General features: G+C 70.1%; 8 protein-coding genes and 1 pseudogene. 4 read left to right on the top strand and 5 right to left on the bottom strand.

Annotated elements, in window-relative coordinates; translation table 11 throughout:
- Nucleotides 1-7: 7 nt before the first annotated feature.
- From GobsT_RS28475 to GobsT_RS41265, 4 genes and pseudogenes are all read right to left on the bottom strand, one after another.
- The gene (locus tag GobsT_RS28475) at nt 8-1,108 is read right to left on the bottom strand and encodes a protein-glutamate methylesterase/protein-glutamine glutaminase (RefSeq protein ID WP_010041962.1); all 1,101 of its coding nucleotides are present in this window, start codon (nt 1,106-1,108) and stop codon (nt 8-10) included.
- Between the two features lie 57 nt (nt 1,109-1,165).
- Nucleotides 1,166-3,025: a chemotaxis protein CheW gene (locus GobsT_RS28470; RefSeq protein ID WP_109570806.1), complete on the bottom strand. Its 1,860-nt coding sequence runs from the start codon at nt 3,023-3,025 to the stop codon at nt 1,166-1,168.
- A gap of 24 nt (nt 3,026-3,049) precedes the next feature.
- Complete coding sequence (locus GobsT_RS41270; protein ID WP_417936412.1) at nt 3,050-4,087, bottom strand: methyl-accepting chemotaxis protein; 1,038 nt, start codon at nt 4,085-4,087, stop codon at nt 3,050-3,052.
- A gap of 51 nt (nt 4,088-4,138) precedes the next feature.
- Nucleotides 4,139-4,534: pseudogene (locus GobsT_RS41265) on the bottom strand (methyl-accepting chemotaxis protein); the annotation flags it as partial.
- A gap of 874 nt (nt 4,535-5,408) precedes the next feature.
- Here GobsT_RS41265 and GobsT_RS28460 point away from each other — a divergent pair.
- The 4 genes from GobsT_RS28460 to GobsT_RS28445 are packed head-to-tail and all read left to right on the top strand — an operon-like array spanning nt 5,409 to nt 7,946.
- On the top strand, nt 5,409-5,714 hold the full coding sequence (locus GobsT_RS28460; protein WP_010041688.1) for an STAS domain-containing protein: 306 nt from the start codon (nt 5,409-5,411) through the stop codon (nt 5,712-5,714).
- Between the two features lie 29 nt (nt 5,715-5,743).
- A complete protein-coding gene (locus GobsT_RS28455) occupies nt 5,744-6,724 on the top strand; it encodes a methyl-accepting chemotaxis protein (RefSeq protein ID WP_010041692.1) in 981 nt (326 codons plus the stop codon).
- 11 nt (nt 6,725-6,735) lie between these two features.
- Nucleotides 6,736-7,101, top strand: a complete 366-nt coding sequence (locus tag GobsT_RS28450) for a response regulator (protein WP_010041694.1) — start codon at nt 6,736-6,738, stop codon at nt 7,099-7,101.
- An 11-nt stretch (nt 7,102-7,112) separates the two neighbouring features.
- Nucleotides 7,113-7,946, top strand: coding sequence for an Hpt domain-containing protein (locus GobsT_RS28445; protein ID WP_050790284.1), 834 nt, complete (start codon nt 7,113-7,115; stop codon nt 7,944-7,946).
- A gap of 453 nt (nt 7,947-8,399) precedes the next feature.
- Here GobsT_RS28445 and GobsT_RS28440 read toward each other — a convergent pair whose 3' ends face one another.
- Nucleotides 8,400-18,242, bottom strand: a complete 9,843-nt coding sequence (locus GobsT_RS28440; protein WP_109570807.1) for a YDG domain-containing protein — start codon at nt 18,240-18,242, stop codon at nt 8,400-8,402.
- Nucleotides 18,243-18,270: the final 28 nt, after the last annotated feature.

The following is an 18,270-nucleotide window of genomic DNA, read 5'->3' as shown; positions in this document are numbered from 1 at the left end:
TTCCAAGTCAGCGGCTGCGGCGCAACAACGACACGACTTTCGCGGCCACCTCGTGGCACGGCAGCACGTGGGCCGCGCCCCCCTTCGCGGCCGCCACGGCCGGCATCCCGAACACGACACAGGTGCTCTCGTCCTCGGCAATGGTCTCGCCCCCCGCGCGGCGGATCGCCACCATCCCGTCGGCCCCGTCGCTCCCCATCCCGGTGAGCAGGACGCCGACGACCTGCGAGCGGAACACGTCGACCGCCGAGTGCATCATCACGTCCACCGAAGGGATGTGTAGCGCGTCCGCCGGCTGGCTGACGTACCGCACCATCACCCCGTTCGCCGGCCGCCGGTCGGCGAAGATCAGGTGCTTCCCGCCGCGGGCCACGTAGACGTGGCCGTTCCGGAGGGTGTCACCGGCCTCGGCCTCCTTCACCGGCATCTGGCTGTTGCGGCCGAGGCTCCGGGCGAACGACGCGGTGAACGTCTCGGGCATGTGCTGGACGATCACCACCGCCGCGGGCAGGTCCGGCGGGAGCAGCGGCACCACCTCCTGGAGCGTCTTCGGTCCGCCGGTCGAGACGCCGATGGCGACGACCCGATCCGCGTGCGCCCCGGCCCCCCCGGCGCGCGCGGGCGGGGCGGGGGCGGGCTTCGGGGGCGGGGGTTGGGGGGCGAGCCGCTTCGCCCCGGACCGCCGCACCCGCGCGCCGGCGGCGGCCTTTACCTTCGCGATGATCTCGCGGCTCTGGCGCTCGATTTCTGCGGAAATGGTCCCCCCGAGTTTGGGCACGACGTCCACCGCGCCCAGCTCGAGGCACTCGTAGGTCGCCAGCGCCCCCTCTTGCGTCAGCGAGCTGATCATGAGCACCGGGCGCGGGAGCTCGTTCATGATCGTCTGGAGCGCGGTCACGCCGTCCATGACCGGCATGTTGATGTCGAGCGTGACCACGTCCGGATCGAACGCGCGCACCGCGTCGACCGCGGCGGCGCCGTCGCGCGCGCTGGCGACCACTTCAAGAGCCGGGTCGGACTCGAGGATCTCGCGGAGCTTCTTGCGCATGAGCGCGGAGTCGTCCGCCAGGACGACGCGGATCGGGCGAGTCGCGCGGGGCAGTGGCATGGGTTGCGCCTGTCTGGGATCGGTGGTAGGGCGGGCCGGGCCCGGCCCGCGACGGAGTTACGCCGACGCGGCCGGCACGCTCTCGACCTTGAGCAACTCGTCGGCGCGCAACAGCAGGAACATCCGGTCCCCCTTGTTGAGCTTGCCGACGCCCTCGATGATGTGATCCCCGTACCGGCTGCGGATGATGGGCGGGGCCGGCTCGATGTCCCGGCCGCGGACCCGCATCACCTCGGACACCGCGTCCACGATGATCCCGGTCTTCGTGCCCCGCAGGTCCACGACGACCACGCGGGTCGCGTCCGAGTAGTCCTTGCGGGCCAGGTGCACCCGGCGCCGCAGGTCGATGACGGGCAGCACCTGCCCGCGCAGGTTCACCACCCCCTCGACGAAATCGGGGAGGTGCGGCACCTTGGTCACCTTGCCCAGCCGGATGATCTCCTGCACCTGCATGATGTCCACCGCGAACTCCTCGCCGGCGACCTTGAACGTCACCAGCTGCCGCTCGTCGGACTCGCCCCCGGCGCCCGGCCCGCGGCCCGCGCCCTCGCTGCGGTCGGTCAGGTTGGTCACGGCGCTCAGCTCCGCGTGGGAAACGAGTTTGTCCGCGGCGAGCAGCATGATGAGCCGCTTGCCGCCGTCCAGCTTGGCGATCCCGCGGAGCTGCTCGCGCCCCGCCACGAGCGCCGGCGTCGGCTCGATCGTGCCGCGTGGCGCCTGAAGCACTTGGTTCACCGCGTCCACCCGCAGGGCGAGGGCCGCGCCGTTCACGGTGGCCACGAGGCACCGCTCGTCGTCCCGCCTGGTGACCCCGGTGTACAGCTTCTCGAACGCGGCCAGCAGCCGGGCGTGCGCGACCTGGAACGGGCCGTCGAACTCCTGTTGGGCCGCGGCGAAGTTCCGGGCGTCGAGGTGGGCCGCGACGGCCCGCTTCCCGGCCGCGCCCGCGTCGAACGCGTCGCGGAGGGGGGCCAGGAGCGCGTGCAGCAGCCGGTCGCCGCTCGCGAACCCGGCCTGCCAGCGGCAGAAGTCGCGGTGCCCGCGGAGCAGCGCGCGGTCGAACGCGCCGCGGCCCGCGACCGCGGCCTGGAGCCGCTCGACGGCCGCGGTGTAGAGCCGCTCGAAGGCCCGCACCTTGTCGCAGAACTCCTCGAGTTCCGCTTTCCGCGGGCGGAACTCGAACTTGGTGCGCAGGTCGAGCACCGGGAGGATGCGGTTCCGCAGGCTGGCGATCCCGACCACCCCGGCCGGGGCGTTCGGGATCGTGCTGATGTTCGGGACGCGGATGATCTCCTGCACGTCCATGATCGGGACGCCGTACTCCTCCTCGCCGATGCGGAACGTGACCAGGTGCTCGTGCTCCGGGGTCGGGGGGGCGGCACGGAGCGCGGCCCCGGACGCGGCCGGGTCGCCGCCGGGCGTCGGCCCGGCGGCGCCCGGCCGCCCCGCGGGCCGGGCCGCCTCCATGATCGCGCTGTGGTCCAGCAGCAGGACGAGCCGCTGCCCGCCGTTCAGCTTGACGACGCCGCGGAGGAACCGGCCGTCCACGCTCTGCACCGCGGCCGGCGCGTCTTCCACGTCCGCCCGCTTGACCCGCATGACCTCGCGGACCGCGTCCACGATCAGCCCCGTGGGGGCCCCGTTCAGCTCGACCACCACGACGCGGTTGCTGTCCCCGTTCCCGGCCCCGGGCATCCCGAACCGGGCGCGCGAGTTCACGATGGGGAGCACGTTGCCGCGGAGGTTCGCGACGCCCTCGACGTAACTCGGCGCGCGGGGCACCGGCGTGATCTTGGGCAGCCGCACGATCTCCTGCACCGCGTTGATGTCGATCCCGAACTCGACCCCGCCCAGCACGCAGGTGACCAGCTCGTGGTCGCCGCCGCCCCCGGCGCCGGCGGGAGTGTTGTCCGACATGTGTTGGCTCCTTCGCGGTGTGGGTTAGTTCTGCAGCTCGTCCGCCAGGGCCGAGATCTCCTCGACCGCGGCCGCCAGCTCGTGCATCCCCTTCGCGCCCTGCTGCGCCGCGGCCGCCGCCTGTATGGACACCTCGCTCGCCTCCTGCGCGGCCCGCGCGATCTGCTGCACCGCCGCGGCCGCCGTCTGGATGGCCAGGAGCGCCTGGTCCTGCCCGGTCTTCACCTCGATCACCCCGCGCCGCACTTCGTCGAAGTCGGTGGAGATGCGCTCCAGGTCGGCGGTCGTCTTCTTCGCCTTGAGCACCTCGGCCGCCGCCTCCTTTCCGGACGCCTCAATGTCGCTGGCCACGGTGACGATCTGCTTCTGGATGTTGCGCACCAGGTCCTTGATCTTGTCGGCGTTCTCGCTGGACTCGCCCGCCAGGTTGCGGACGTCGGCCGCGACCACCGCGAACCCGCGCCCGTACTCGCCGGCCCGCGCGGCCTCGATCCCGCCGTTCACCGCCAGCAGGTTGGTCTGGATGGTGACGTTGACGATCGCGTCCACGATCTTGTCGATCATCCGGGTGCGCTCCTCGAGCGCCTTGATGTTGGTGGCCGACTTGATCGACGCCTCGGCGGCGTGGTTGATCCCGCGGATCATGGCCTCGACGCCGGCCTTGTTTTCTGTGAGCAAGTTCATGAGCGTGTCGGCCCGCTCCACCGAGTCGGTGGCCTTGTGCTGCATCGCGCGGGCCGCGGCCTCGATCTGCTTCGCCGCGGTGCTCGACTGCGTCGTGGCCGCGGCCTGGGTCTGGGCGCCCTTGGCGATCTGTGTGATCGCGGCCGTGATCTGGGTCGCGGCCGCGTTCGCCTCTTGGATGGTGGCCGACAGCTCCTCGGAGGCGGCGGCCAGTTCCTCGGACGACTTCTCCGAGTTGGTCGAGGTCTTCAGGTCCTCGGCCATGGTGCTCAGCTCGTCCGCGCCCTTGCCCATCTCCTCCAGCGCCTTGCCCTGCTCGCGCACCGCCTTGCTGGCCTCCTCGGCCGCCGCGCTGGACTCTTCCGAGGCGCTGGCCACGGCCTGCGCGCCCTGCTGGAACTGCTCGGCCCCGGTGGCCGCTTCCTTCGCGGCGTCATTGATGGAGGCGCACGCCTTCTGGATTTCGGCGGTGTCGGTCGCGACGCGCTTCAGGTCGGCGGTCACCTTCTTGGCCTTCTCCACCTCGTCCGACGCGGCCTTGCCGGCCTTCTCCACGTCCGCCACCACCAGCTTCACGTCGGTCTGGATCTTCTCCACCAGGTCGCGGATGTTGCGGGCCGACCGCTCGCTCGTCTCGGCGAGGTTGCGGACCTCGTCGGCGACCACGGCGAACCCCTTACCGTGCTGCCCGGCGCGGGCCGCCTCGATGGCCGCGTTCAGCGCCAGCAGGTTGGTCTGGTCGGCGATCCGCACCACCGCTTCCACGATCGTTCCGATCTCGTTGCTCTGCTGCTCGAGCTGCCCGACCAGCTTCGCCGACTCCATGTTGGCCTGCGCGGACGCGCCGACCCCTTGGATCAGCAGGTCGATGTCGCCGCTGGCGCCCCGGACCAGTTCCTGGATGTTCGTCACCTTCCGCAACGACTGTTGTGCGGCGGCGACCGCCTGGGTGCTGGCCGCGTTGATTTCCTCAATGGCCGCGAGGCTGCTCTCGGCCGCCTTCGAGGACTCGACCGCCCCGCTGGCGATCTGCTCCATCTGCCGCTCGAGCTGCGCGACCGCGGCGTTGGCCTCGGTCACGCCCCCGGTGAGCTGCTCGGTGGCGGTGGCGATCCGCTCGGCCGCCTGCTGGCGCTTGGCCGCGGTGCGGGCGCTGGCCTTCTCCTTGGCGCGGTCGCGGGCGCTCTCGCGCTGGCGCAGGGCGTCCGGCTCGGCGAACCGGTTGTGACCGCTGGCGTGGCCGTTGACGTGACCGTTGTTCGACGAGCCGGGCTGGGGAGCGAGTCGGGCCATGTGCGTCTCCGGTGAGAGAAGAACTCCACCCGCGCCAGTTGCGGCCGTTGCGGTTGACAAAGGGCCGGGCAAGTGGGGCTGGCGCCGCCCCGTCGCTTGTCCGGCTGGTGGCTCTTCCGCCCGCGAAATTGGCTGCGGCTAATGTGAAATAGCTAGAACGCCAAACTTCCTGGCAATTTGAGGTGAAGGGTAAATTGATAACTTATTCTCAAATTGTCAATAATTGTGCACTTTTCATGTTTTGCCTCAGCGAAACGTGTTACAGCCGCATGAAAAACGTGCTCACAACAAAACTTGCCGTTTATGTCCATAATTAATTTCTGCACCCACGCTCCGGGACCCACAACGGTGCTATCAGTTTTGATGTCAACGTAACTGACTCGCGCCGGCCGGTCGTGGTGACGTGATGAAGAAAACAGATGAGTGCCAAGCCGGGTGCGGCGGGCCCGCACACATCGCCCTGAACGAGAACCTCGAACCGGCGGAACTGGCCGACCTGCTCAGCGCCGCGCGGGCGGCGGTTCGTGCGAGCCGCGGCGCGACCGTCGATTGCGCGGCCGCGCCGTTCCTGCCCACTGGGGCAGTGCAGATTTTGATCGCGTTACGGCGCACGTGTCGCGATCGCGGGCTACCGTTCGCAATGGAAAGCGTTCAGGACGCGGCGGCCGCGCACCTGCGCCGCGCCGGGCTCGGCGAGGTCCTCGATTCGTAACCGGCCCAACGGCCGCGGGCAGAACGCACATGGTTCAGGCAGGCACCAGTTCCGGCGTCGCGGGAGCACCCGAAATCGGGGTGGTGCTCGAAGCGCTTTCGACCCAAATCGGGGACACGGCGCGGCACGTCGAAGAGGCGGTGACCCAGGTCTGCACCAGCTTCGTGAGCATCGCGCGGCGGTCGAAGGAGAGCGCGGCCCGCGCGGCCCGCGCGACCGGGCAGGACGGCGGCACGGACGCGGACGCGCAGGCCGCCGCCCGGTCCACGATCACGGCGCTGCTCGGCCGCATGGACCAGGTGCGCCGGGCCACCGACGAGGCGGTCGAGACGCTGCGCCGGCTCGAGGGCATCGCGACCCGCGTGGACCGCATCGAGCGGTCGCTCGGCGACCTGGACGGGGTCTCGTACGCGCTGCGCATCCTGGCCCTCAACGCGCGCATCGAGGCCGCCCGCGCGGGCGAGTCCGGGCGCGGGTTCGCGGTGGTCGCCGCCGAGACCGGGCGCCAGGCGGAAGCGATCGGCACCACGGCCAAGTCGATCCGCGGGATGGTGGACGGGCTGTGGCAGGAGGTGCGCGAGAGCACCCAGCGGATGCGGGCCGGGCTGCTCAAGAGCGACACCGCGGCCGACCTGAACCGGGCCGCCGACCTCAGCCGCGAAGAGGGCGCCCGCGCGCTGGACGCGCTCGCCCGGTCCCAGGCCGAGATGCAGGCGCTGGTGGCCGCGTCCGCGACCGACGCCGAGCGGCTGGCCGGGGACATCGAGGACGCGATGACCGCGCTCCAGTTCCAGGACGCGGTGAACCAGCAACTGGACCACGTCGCCGCGGCCCTACGGGAGGCCCGAGCCGTGCTCGCGTCCGGGGACGCGGCCGGCGCGGCGGCCCTCCTCGACCGGCTCCGCGCGCGGGCCACCATGCAGTCCGAGCGGCGCGTTCTGGACCGCGTCACCGGGCACGACGCCGGCCCCGCGGGTGACGACACCCCGGGTTCCATGGAATTCTTTTGAGGACCACTCTCGTGGCGAAAACCGCTCTCATCGTCGACGACTCGCTCACGTTCCGCCAAATGGTCGCCATGGCCCTGTCGGACGCCAAGTTCACCGTGATCGAGGCCTGCAACGGTCAGGAGGCCCTCGACAAGCTCGCCGGCGCCCGCGTGGACGTCATCATCAGCGACGTCAACATGCCGGTGATGGACGGGATCACGTTCGTCAAGCAGGCGCGCGCGCGGCCGCAGTTAAAGTCCACCCCCATCATCCTGCTCACCACCGAGTCCCAGACCGAGATGAAGCAGCAGGGCAAGGCCGCGGGCGCGACCGGGTGGATCGTGAAGCCGTTCAAGGCCGCGCAACTCGTCCAGGTCGTTACCGACCTGCTCCCCTAGCGAGCGGACCGATGCCAGTCGAAATGGACCAGTTGCTGAACACCTTCCTGGACGAGGCGGGCGAGCACCTCGCGGCCCTCGAGTCCGGGCTCCTGGGCGCCGGCGACGGCGCCCCGGACCCCGAGGTGCTGAACGCGGTGTTCCGTGCGGCTCATTCGATCAAGGGCGGCAGCGGGGTGTTCGGCTTCGAGGCCATCACCCGGCTCACGCACTCGCTGGAGCAGCTCCTCGACAAGTTGCGCAAGGGCCAGCTCCCGGTCACGCGCGATCGCATCGACCTGCTGTTGCGCGCGGTGGACGGGCTGCACGGGCTGTTCGCCGCGGCCCGAGCCGGCGAACCCGCTTCGGCGGACGCGGATCTCGTTGTTGCGCTCAACACGGCGGCCGGGTGCGGTTCGGGCGCGGTAGAAGCACGCCCGCCGGCGGTTGCTCCGGGACCCCAAGGGGCGCACGTCTACCGCGTGACAATTACGCCCGGGCCGCGGCTGCTGACCGACGGCATGGATCCGCTGCTGCTGCTGCGCAACCTCGGCAAGCACGGCGAACTGCTCGAGGTTTCGACCGACCTCGGGCTGATTCCGGATCTCGAGAGCCTCGACCCGAACCGCTGCTATCTGTCGTGGGTCGCGACCGTTCGCACCACGGAGACCGCGGGCGATCTGAAGGGGGTGTTCCGGTTCGTCGAAGACGAGTGCGCGGTGAGCGTGACCGCCGCGGCGGGCGCCCGCGCCGCGCATTTCGGCGCGCGGCTGGCCGAGTACGAAGGCGCTTACGGCGCGCTACTGTCTTGGGTGATGAACCGGTTGCCCGAACTGCGCGAACACGACCGGTCACCGAGGAAGTAGTGGGACGCGGACGGATCGCGCCGTCGCCGCTTGATAGATCTTAAATGTATGCGGCTCATTTATTCATAAGTGAGCATCAACTTCCCCTGGCGCGGGCTGCGCCACCCACCGGCCGATGAGCACAAATGAGGCGGAGGTCGTTCGGTTGGCGAAGCCGCCTTGTCAAACGTAAAGCTCTCCATGGGTCGTGCAAGAAATGAAGGTGATGCGGCAGCATTTCAAGCCGCCGCGCCGTCAAACCGATAACTCAGCGTCCTGCGGCGCCTCTCGTGCCCCGCATCACTTGTGGGCGAACGCACCCGTTCCGTGCGCACCGTGTCGCAGCAGCACACCCTTCCGGCTTCGTGGTGAATCACGTGCAACCGGACTGCCCGGTAATGACCCGGCACTCGCGGCCCGGCTGCGGCGGCCGCCCGGGGAGACATGCGCCCCGGGGCGGCCACCGACCGACCGTTACAACTCGGTCAGCAGGTCATCCCCACGGAGCCCGGCGATCACGTCCAGCACCCCGCCGCCGGTGGTGTTGGCGAAGTACCAGTCCCGCCCGCTGCTGCCGTACAGGAAGTCACCGGCCCCGTCGTTGAACACGGTCGCGGCCGGCCCGCCGGCCACCAGGAACGCGTTACCGTTCGCTCGCGGGCCGGTCCCGGTGCCGCGCAGGTTGGCCACCCGGGTGCCGAGGTCCCGGGACGAGTTCCACTCCGCCTGGAGGCCCCACAGGGCCGACTCGTTGGCGTCGAACGCCGTCGAGCCGCCGATCAGCATGTCGTCACCGGCCCGCCCGAAGAGCAGGTCCGATCCGGCCCCGCCGATCAGGATGTCCCGTGCGCAGCCGGCGTAGAGCAGGTCGTTGCCGGCCCCGCCGACCAGCACGTTCGGGGCGTTCTCGGCCCCGACCAGGATGTCGTTGCCGGCCCCGCCGAACGCGAACACCGGCACCCGAACGTTGCCGTTCGCCACGATCGCGTCGTTGCCGGCCCCGCCGTACATCACCACCCGGGCGACCACCCCGGTGAGCGTCTGATCGAACAACTTCCAGCACCCGCTTCCGACCTCCACCGCGTACCGGTTGTTGCTCATACCCAGCACCTCGATCTCGTCATCGCCTGCGGTGCCGCCAACGAACAGCGCGTTCTGCCCGGTTACCGGGTCCGGCAGGATCGCCGCCGGCACCACCGACACGCCCACCGAGGCCGTGGCGGTCGGGACCGCGTAGTTGCCGCCGCCGGCGAACGTCGCGGTGATCGTCTTGTTGCCGTACTGGAAGGCGTCGGTGGTCAGTACCGCCTTGCCGTTCACCACCGGAGCGGTGCCGAGCACGGTGCTCCCGTCCTTGAACGTCACGGTTCCGGTCACCGGAGCGCCGTTGGCCGCGGCGACGGTGGCGGTGAACGTGACGGCCAGCCCCGGCACCGCGACCGGGCGGTCGGTGGCCAGCCCGATCGTTACGGCGGCCGGGGTGATGCTGGCCGTGGTCGTTGCGGAGGTGTTGAACGTGTAGTTGCCGGCGTCGGCGCCGGTCACACTGATCCCGGTCACCGTCACCGACTTACCAGTACCCACGTTCGGGTCGGCGAACGCGGCCGACGTGTAGCCCGAGGCGAGTTGATCCCCGACCACCCGGTTGTCGGCCAGGGTGACGGCCGCCGCGGTGGTTCCGTCGAACACCTTGTTCGTGCCCGTGGCGGTGATCGTCAGCGCCCGCCGGGCCACGCCAGCGGTGGTCGCGCCCACCCCGGTCAGGGTGTAGTTCGCGGCGTCGGCCCCGGTCAGAGCGGCCCCAGTCAGCGACACGGACTTGTTCGCACCCGCGTTCTTGTCGGCGAACGCGGCGGTGCCGCCGGTCAGGGTGACCGCGTCCTGTCCGATCACCCCGCCCAGTGTTCGCGTGAGCACGGTCGCCGCGGCCCCACCGTCGTACACCTTGTCGGCCGCGGTGAACGCGCCGCTGATGGCCTTTGCCGTGATGTTCGCGACGGCCGACGCCGTGGTCACACCGTTCAGCGTGTAGTTGGACGCGGACGCCGGGTCCAAGTCGATCCCGGACACCGTCACCGCCTTGCCGGTGCCGGCGTTCTTGTCGCCGAACGCGGCCGACGTGAACGTGGCCGCCGGGGCCTCGCCCGCCACCGCGTTCCCCAGGGTCAGCGTGGCGCTCGCCGCGGTGCTCCCGTCGTACACCTTGTCCGACGCCGTCGCACTCACCGTCAGCGCCCGCCGGTCGATGGCCGCGGCGGCGTCGGCAACACCGGTTAGGGTGTAGTTGGCGGCGTCAGCCCCGGTCAGAGTCGCCCCGGTCAGGGTGACCGTCTTACCGGCACTCGCGTTCTTGTCGGCGAACGCCGCGATGCCGCCGGTCAGGGTGACCGCGTCCTGGCCGATCACCCCGCCCAGGCTGCGGCTCAGCACGGTAGCCACGGCCCCACCGTCGTACACCTTATCGGCCGCGGTGAACGCGCCGCCGATGGCCTTCGCCGTGATGTTCGCGACGGCCGACGCCGTGGTGGCCCCGCCCAGCGTGTAGTTGGCCGCGGACGCCGGGTCCAGCGCGATCCCCGACACCGTCACCGCCTTGCCCACGCCCGCGTTCTTGTCGGCGAATACCGCCGACGTGAACGTGGCCGCCGGGGCCTCGCCGGCCACCGCGTTCCCCAGGGTCAGCGTGGCGCTCGCCGCGGTGCCCCCGTCGTACACCTTGTCCGACGCCGTCGCGCCCACCGTCAGCGCCCGCTGGGCGATGCTGGCGGCGGCGTCGGCAACCCCGGTCAGGGTGTAGTTGGCGGCATCGGCCCCGGTCAGGGTCGCCCCGGTCAGCGACACAGACTTGTTCGCACCCGCGTTCTTGTCGGCGAACGCGGCGGTGCCGCCGGTCAGGGTGACCGCGTCCTGGCCGATCACGCCGCCCAGGTTCCGCGTGAGCACATTTGCGGCCCGGGTGCCGTCGTACACCTTATCGGCCGCGGTGAACGCGCCGCTGATGGCCTTTGCCGTGATGTTCGCGACGGCCGACGCCGTGGTCACACCGTTCAGCGTGTAGTTGGACGCGGACGCCGGGTCCAGGGCGATGCCGGACACCGTCACCGCCTTGCCCACACCCGCGTTCTTGTCGGCGAATACCGCCGACGTGAACGTGGCCGCCGGGGCCTCGCCGGCCACCGCGTTCCCCAGGGTCAGCGTGGCGCTCGCCGCGGTGCCCCCGTCGTACACCTTGTCCGACGCCGTCGCGCCCACCGTCAGCGCCCGCTGGGCGATGCTGGCGGCGGCGTCGGCAACCCCGGTCAGGGTGTAGTTGGCGGCATCGGCCCCGGTCAGGGTCGCCCCGGTCAGCGACACAGACTTGTTCGCACCCGCGTTCTTGTCGGCGAACGCGGCGGTGCCGCCGGTCAGGGCCACCGCGTCCTGGCCGATCACGCCGCCCAGGTTCCGCGTGAGCACGGTCGCGGCCCGGGTGCCGTCGTACACCTTATCGGCCGCGGTGAACGTCCCGCTGATGGCCTTGGCGGTGATGCTGGCGACGGCGGACGCCGTCGTTACCCCGCTCAGCGTGTAGTTGGCGGCGAACGCCGGGTCCAGGGCGACCCCGGACACCGTCACCGTCTTACCGGTGCCGGCGTTCTTGTCGCCGAACACAGCCGACGTGAACGTGGCCGTCGGGACCTCGCCGGCCACCGTGTTCCCCAGGGTCAGCGTGGCGCTCGCCGCAGTCGTGCCGTCGTACACCTTGTCCGACGCCGTCGCGGTCACCGTCAGCACGCGCGGGGTAACGGTCAGGCTCCCCGCGGTGTAGGTCACGTCGTAGTTCGCCAGCGCCGCGGAGGGGTTGAGTGTGGCGGTGACGGCGTACGGGCCGCCGGCCACGGACTCGCCTGCCGCCCGTGTGTAGGCGGCGGCCACACCGTCGCCCGGCAGGAAGCCACTGAGGGTGCCGGTCAGAACGGGATCCGCGTCGCCGTAGACTTTCGTCAGCGCGTCCGCCGAAACGGACGCGGCCCGCCGGCCGATGGTGTACACGGCCCCCGTGTTGATGATGGAGTAGTTGGCCGCCAGTTGCGCGGCCGTCAGCCGGCTGCTGGACAGCGTGGCGGTGATGGCGTAACTGCCCGCGTTCTCCCCGGCCTGCCGGGTGTACGTGGCCGTCACCCCATCGGCCTCAACAAACCCGCTCCCGGCGCCGGTGGTCAGTGAGGCGGCGTCCGCGTCGCCATACGTTTTGCCGGCCGCGTCGGTCACCCAGGCCCCCCCCCGCGGGGAGATGATGATCGACACCGAGCCGCTGGCGGAAACGTAGTTGGGGCCGGCGTCGAACGTCCAGGTGGCGGTGCCGCCGGGGGCGTCGGTGAACAGGGTGCTGAGGGAGACGAACCCGCTCAGGTCGGCCCCGCCGACGCCGACAGCCTGCACTAGGCTCGCCCCGTGGGCCTGCCCGTCGTACTCGTAGGCCGAATCGGCCACGACCACAAAGGCCGTTGCCGGAGTGATGGTGAACGAGACCGGGCTGCTGACCGCGCTCCGGTAGCCTAACGCGTCACTGGTGAAGGTGGCGACAACGGTGTAGGTGCCGACGTTGATTGGGGCGTCAGCCAGCGGGGTTGCTGCCGCGACCTGGGCCGCGGTGAGGGCGCCGGCGTAGTAGGTGTACGTCAGCGCCGGGCTGCCGAAGCTGGCGAGGGTCGCGCCGTTGGTGCCGGCGACGGTCGCGGCCGTCACCGTGTAAGCCGTCCCACGATAAACCCCGCCGGCAATGGTCACCCCTACGGTCGACGCTTGCGTCTCGAACGACCCGATGTCGGGGTTGGCGTTCCGCGCCACCCCCCGCTGGTCGGTAGTCGTCGTGCCGGCCCCACCGGCCCCGATGGCCGGGCTGGTGGGCAGCAGGGCGATGGTCTGGGTCGGCCCCCCGTTGTCCCTCAGCCCGGCCGGGTCCAGGCCCGCGGCGGCGGCGGTCGGCACCACCACGTTCCCGTTCAACCCGCCGCTCAGCCCGCCCACCGACCCGCTCCCCACTAGCAGGTTGTTCGCGCTGGACGCGGACAGGTCGTCGCCGCCGAACGCGTCGGTCAGGATCGTGCTCGTCAGGGTCGTTCTCGGCAGGTTCGCCATGCCCTGGTTGAAGATGCCGCCGCCGTTACTGGCCGAGTTGTTAGCGATGGTGCTCGCCGACACCGTCAGGATGCCGCCATCAAGGTAGATGCCGCCGCCAGAATTGGCCGAGTTGTTAGCGATCGTGCTCGCCGACACCGTCAGGATGCCGCTATCAAGGTAGATGCCGCCGCCTTTGCCAGAAAGGACCGAGTTGTTGGCAACGGTGCTGGCCGACATCGTCAGGATGCTGCCGAGGCTATAAATGCCGCCGCCGCCAATATAACGGGACAAGTTGTTGGCGATGGTGCTCGCCGACACCGTGAGCGTGCCCCGATTGTAGATGCCGCCGCCGATAGAGTTGGCCGAGTTGTTGGCCACGGTACTGGACGACATCGTCAGCGTGCCGTAGTTCGAGATGCCGCCGCCGAAAGAGTTGGCCGAGTTGTTGGCCACGGTACTGGACGACATCGTCAGCGTGCCGTAGTTCGAGATGCCGCCGGAATTATCGGCCGAGTTGTTGGCGATGGTGCTCGCCGTCACCGCCGCCGAACCGATGCTAGAGATGCCGCCGCCGACGGTGGCCGAGTTGTTGGTGATGGTGCTCGCCGTGACCGTGAGCGTGCCCTGGTTGTAGATGCCGCCGCCGCCATCATAATTGTCGGCGCGGCCGCGGGTGATGGTCAGATGGTTCAGGGCGGCAGTGGCACCGTAACTCACCAGGATCACCCGGGACGCGTTGTTGCCGTCCAGGGTCACCCACGCCGCACCGCCGTCGATGGTGGTCTGGTCCGCGTCCGTGAGCGCGAGCTGCCCGCGCGACAGCACGATCGTGCCCCCCGCCACCCCCGGGGCGAACGTGATGGTGTCCGCACCCGGGTGCGCGTTCGCGTACGCCACCGCCTCCCGCAGGCTGGTGCCCGAACCGAAACCCGGGTCGGACGTGCCGTCGTCCTCGTCCGCCAGCGTGGTCACCACCAGCGACGGGCGATACGCAACGAACTCGTAGGCCCCGATGTCCGGCCGCGTGTCCCGCGCCACCCCCCGCTGGTCGGTGGCACCCGCGCCGGCCATACCGGCCCCGATGGCCGGGCTGTCGGGCAGCAGCGCGATGGTCTGGGTCGGCCCCCCGTTGTCCTTCAGCCCGGCCGGGTCCAGGCCCGCGGCGGCCACGGTCGGCACCACCACGTTCCCGTTCGCACCGTTGCTCAGCCCGCCCACCGACCCGCCCCCCACCAGCAGGTTATTCGCGCTGGACGCCGACAGGCCATTGTAGCCAACGAACCCGTCGGTCAGGATCGTACTCGTCAGGGTCGTCGTGGCGCCGCTACTGTAAATACCCCTACCCCCAGCGGCCCCGCCCCCAATCCGGACCGTGTTGTTGGTAATGGTGCTAGCCGACACCGCGATCGTGCCGCCGACGTTGCTAATGCCGCCGCCGGAATCATCGGCGTAGTTGTTGGCGATGGTGCTCGCCGTCACCGTCGCCGAAACATGGTTGAAAATGCCGCCGCCATGGTAGCCCCAGTTGTTGGCCACGGTGCTTCCCGTGACAGTAAGGGTGCCATAGTTCGAGATGCCACCACCGACGCGGGCCGAGTTGTTGGCGATGGTGCTGGCCGACACCGTCAGCGTGCCCTGGTTGTAGATGCCGCCGCCATCATAATTGTCGTCGCGGCCGCGAGTGATGGTCAGGTGGTTCAGGGCGGCAGTGGCCCCGTAACTCACCAGGATTACCCGGGACGCGTTGTTGCCATCCAGGGTGACACCCGCCGCCCCGCCATCAATAATGGTCTGCGCCGAGTCGTTCAGCGCGAGCTGGCCGCGCGTCAGCACGATGGTACCGCCGGCCACGCCCGGGGCGAACGTGATCGTGTCGGCACCGGCGCGCGCGTTGGCGTATGCGACCGCCTCCCGCAGGCTGGTGACACCGTCGAACGCGTTCACCGCGTCCGCGGTGGTGGTGACCACCAGCGAATCGGCCTCCCGCGGGGCGGCGGTCGTCTGGTACGCGCCGAGGTCGATGTTGCCGGCCGCCGGGCGACCGTACCCCCGCTGGTCCACGGTCTCACCGCCGGCGAACGGCCCGGCCCCGATGGCTGGGCTGTCGGGCAGCAGGGCGATGGTCTGGGTCGGCCCCCCGTTGTCCTTCAGCCCGGCCGGGTCCAGGCCCGCGGCGGCCACAGTTGGCACCACCACGTTCCCGTTCGCCCCATTGCTCAGCCCGCCCACCGACCCGCTCCCCACCAGCAGGTTGTTGGCGCTCGACGCCGACAGGTCGTTACCGGTGTAGCCGTCGGTCAAGATCGTACTTGTCAGGGTCACCGTGCCGCTGCTGTTTTGGATGCCGCCGGCATTGTTGGTGATAGTGCTGGCGGACACCGTCAGCGTGCCACCGTAGTTGTAGATACCGCCGGCATCACGGGCGGAGTTGTTGGCGATGGTGCTCGCCGTCACCGCCGCCGAACCGGAGTTGTAGATGCCGCCGTAACTGATATCGGCCGAGTTATTGTTGATGGTGCTAGTCGATACCGTCAGCACGCCGCCATCGTTGCAGACACCCCCGTAAAGGACGGCCGAGTTACCAGCGATGGCGCTAGCCGACACCGTCAGCGTACCCCGGTTGTAGATGCCGCCACCGTGGATAGCCCAGTTGCCAGCGATGGTGCTGGCCGACACCGTCAGCGTGCCCTGGTTATAGATGCCGCCGCCAGCACCGTAGTTGGCCCGATTACCAGCGATGGTGCTGGCCGATACCGTCAGCGTGCCCTGGTTGTGGATGCCGCCGCCGCTCCCGTCGCCCCAGCCGCGGGTGATGGTCAGGTGGTTCAGGGTCGCGCTCGCGCCGGTGCCCACGAAGAGCACCAGGGACGCTCTGTTGCCGTCCAGGGTGACACCCGCCGCACCGCCATCAATGGTGGTCTGGTCCGCGTCCGTGAGCGCGAGCTGCCCGCGCGTCAGCACGATGGTGCCGCCGGCCACCCCCGGGGCGAACGTAATGGTGTCCGCACCCGGGTGCGCGTTGGCGTACTCCACCGCCTCCCGCAGGCTGGTGCCCGAACCGAACCGGGAGTCGGACGTGCCGTCGTCCTCGTCCGCCAGCGTGGTCACCACCAGCGACGGGCGGAAGTCGGTGAACTCGTAGGCCCCGATGTCCGGCCGCGCGTCCCGCGCCACGCCCCGCTGGTCGGTGGCACCCGCGTTCGTGGCCGCGCCTCCGACGGCCGGGCTGCCGGGCAGCAGGGCGATGGTCTGGGTCGGCCCCCCGTTGTCCTTCAGCCCAGCCGGGTCCAGGCCGGCCGCGGCCACGGTCGGCACCACCACGTTCCCGTTCGCCCCGCTGCTCAGCCCGCCCACCGACCCGCTCCCCACCAGCAGGTTGTTCGCGCTCGACGCGGACAGGTCGGCGCCGACAAGCTCGTCGGTCAGGATCGTGCTCGTCAGGGTCGTCGTGGCGCCGCTGCTGTAAATGCCCCCGCCCCCCCCCCCGCTCACACGACTGGCCGCGTTGTTGGTAATGGTGCTAGACAAAAACGCGATCGTGCCGCCGACATTGCTAATGCCGCCGCCGGAATCATCGGCGTAGTTGTTGGCGATGGTGCTCGCCGTCACCGTCGCCGAAGCACGGTTGAAGATGCCGCCGCCATGGTAGCTCCCGTTGTTGGCCACGGTGCTTCCCGTGACGGTAAGGGTGCCATAGTTCGAGATGCCACCACCGAAGGAGGCGTTGTTGTTGGCGATGGTGCTGGCCGACACCGTGAGCGTGCCCTGGTTGTAGATGCCGGCGCCATCTAGAGTCCGGCCGCGGGTGATGGTCAGGTGGTTCAGGGCGGCACTCGCTCCAGTGCCCACGAACAGCACCCGGGACGCGTTGTTGCCGTCCAGGGTGACACCCGCCGCCCCGCCGTCAATGGTGGTCTGCGCCGCGTCCGTAAGCGTGAGCTGATCGCCGGTTAGCACGATGGTACCGCCGGCCACGCCCGAGGCGAAGGTGATCGTGTCGGCACCGGCGCGCGCGTTGGCGTACTCCACCGCCTCGCGCAGGCTGGTGACCCCGTCGAACGCGTTCACCGCGTCCGCGGTGGTGGTGACCACCAGCGAATCGGCCTCCCGCGGGGCGGCGGTCGTCTGGTACGCGCCGAGGTCGATGTTGCCGGCCGCCGGGCGACCGTACCCGCGCTGGTCCACGGTCGCACCGCCGGCGAACGGCCCGGCCCCGATGGCCGGGCTGGTGGGCAGCAGGGCGATGGTCAGGGTCGGCCCCCCGTTGTCCTTCAGCCCGACCGGGTCCAGGCCCGCGGCGTCGGCGGTCGGCACCACCACGTTCCCGTTCGCCCCATTGCTCAGCCCGCCCACCGACCCGCTACCCACCAGCAGGTTGTTCGCGCTCGACGCGGACAGGTTGTCGCCGGCTGTCCCGTCGGTCAGGATCGTGCTTGCCAGGGTCGCCGTGCCGCTGCTGTTGTAAATCCCCGCGCCGCCGAAGGCCCCGTCCCCAATCCGGACCGCGTTGTTGGCAATGGTGCTGGCCGACACCGCGATTGCCCCGCCGACGTTGTGGATGCCACCGCCGGCACTACCGGCGTAGTTTTTGGCGACGGTGCTGACCGTAACCGCCGCCGAACCGGAGTTGTAGATCCCGCCGCCGACGGTGGCCGAGTTGTTGGCCACGGTGCTGGCCGTGACCGTGAGCGTGCCATTGAAGTTCGAGATACCACCGCCGAAGCTGGCCGAATTGTTGGTAATGGTGCTGGCCGACACCGCGAGCGTGCCGCCGGAGTTGTAGATGCCGCCGCCATCCAAATTATCGGCTCGGCCGCGAGTGATGGTCAGACGGTTCAGTGCGGCACTCGCGCCGGGGCTCACGAAGACCAGCCGGGACGCGTTGTTGCCGTCCAGGGTCACCCCGGTCGCCCCGCCGTCGATGGTGGTCTGAGCCGAGTCCGTGAGCGCAAGTTGGCCGCCCGTCAGCACGATCGTGCCCCCGGCTACCCCCGGGGCGAACGTGATCGTGTCCGCCCCGGCCGTGCCGTTGGCCTGGTCGACGGCCCACCGGAGGGTGCCGGCGCTGCCGTTGTCGAGCAGGCTGGTGACGGCGAAGGTGGCCGGTACGGCCCGGTCTTCCAGAGCTTCCACCGCCAGTTTCGAGCGAGGGCGGACGATCGGCCGGGCGGGGGTGCGGTCGAACAGCTTGCGGACCCAGGAACGGACGGGCATCGAGCGGACTCCGACGGTATTGGGGGGA

This window comes from Gemmata obscuriglobus (assembly GCF_008065095.1).
GTDB classification, from domain to species: Bacteria; Planctomycetota; Planctomycetia; order Gemmatales; family Gemmataceae; genus Gemmata; species Gemmata obscuriglobus.
The sequence above is the reverse complement of the archived record's forward strand: the minus strand, read 5'-3'. Positions and strand labels throughout refer to the sequence as shown.

Bases quoted from the DNA above. Each gene is read 5' to 3' on its own strand.
- GobsT_RS28475 (WP_010041962.1), bottom strand. From the start codon at position 1,108: ATGCCACTGCCCCGCGCGACTCGCCCGATCCGCGTCGTCCTGGCGGAC.
- GobsT_RS28470 (WP_109570806.1), bottom strand. From the start codon at position 3,025: ATGTCGGACAACACTCCCGCCGGCGCCGGGGGCGGCGGCGACCACGAG.
- GobsT_RS28460 (WP_010041688.1), top strand. From the start codon at position 5,409: ATGAAGAAAACAGATGAGTGCCAAGCCGGGTGCGGCGGGCCCGCACAC.
- GobsT_RS28455 (WP_010041692.1), top strand. From the start codon at position 5,744: ATGGTTCAGGCAGGCACCAGTTCCGGCGTCGCGGGAGCACCCGAAATC.
- GobsT_RS28445 (WP_050790284.1), top strand. From the start codon at position 7,113: ATGCCAGTCGAAATGGACCAGTTGCTGAACACCTTCCTGGACGAGGCG.
- GobsT_RS28440 (WP_109570807.1), bottom strand. From the start codon at position 18,242: ATGCCCGTCCGTTCCTGGGTCCGCAAGCTGTTCGACCGCACCCCCGCC.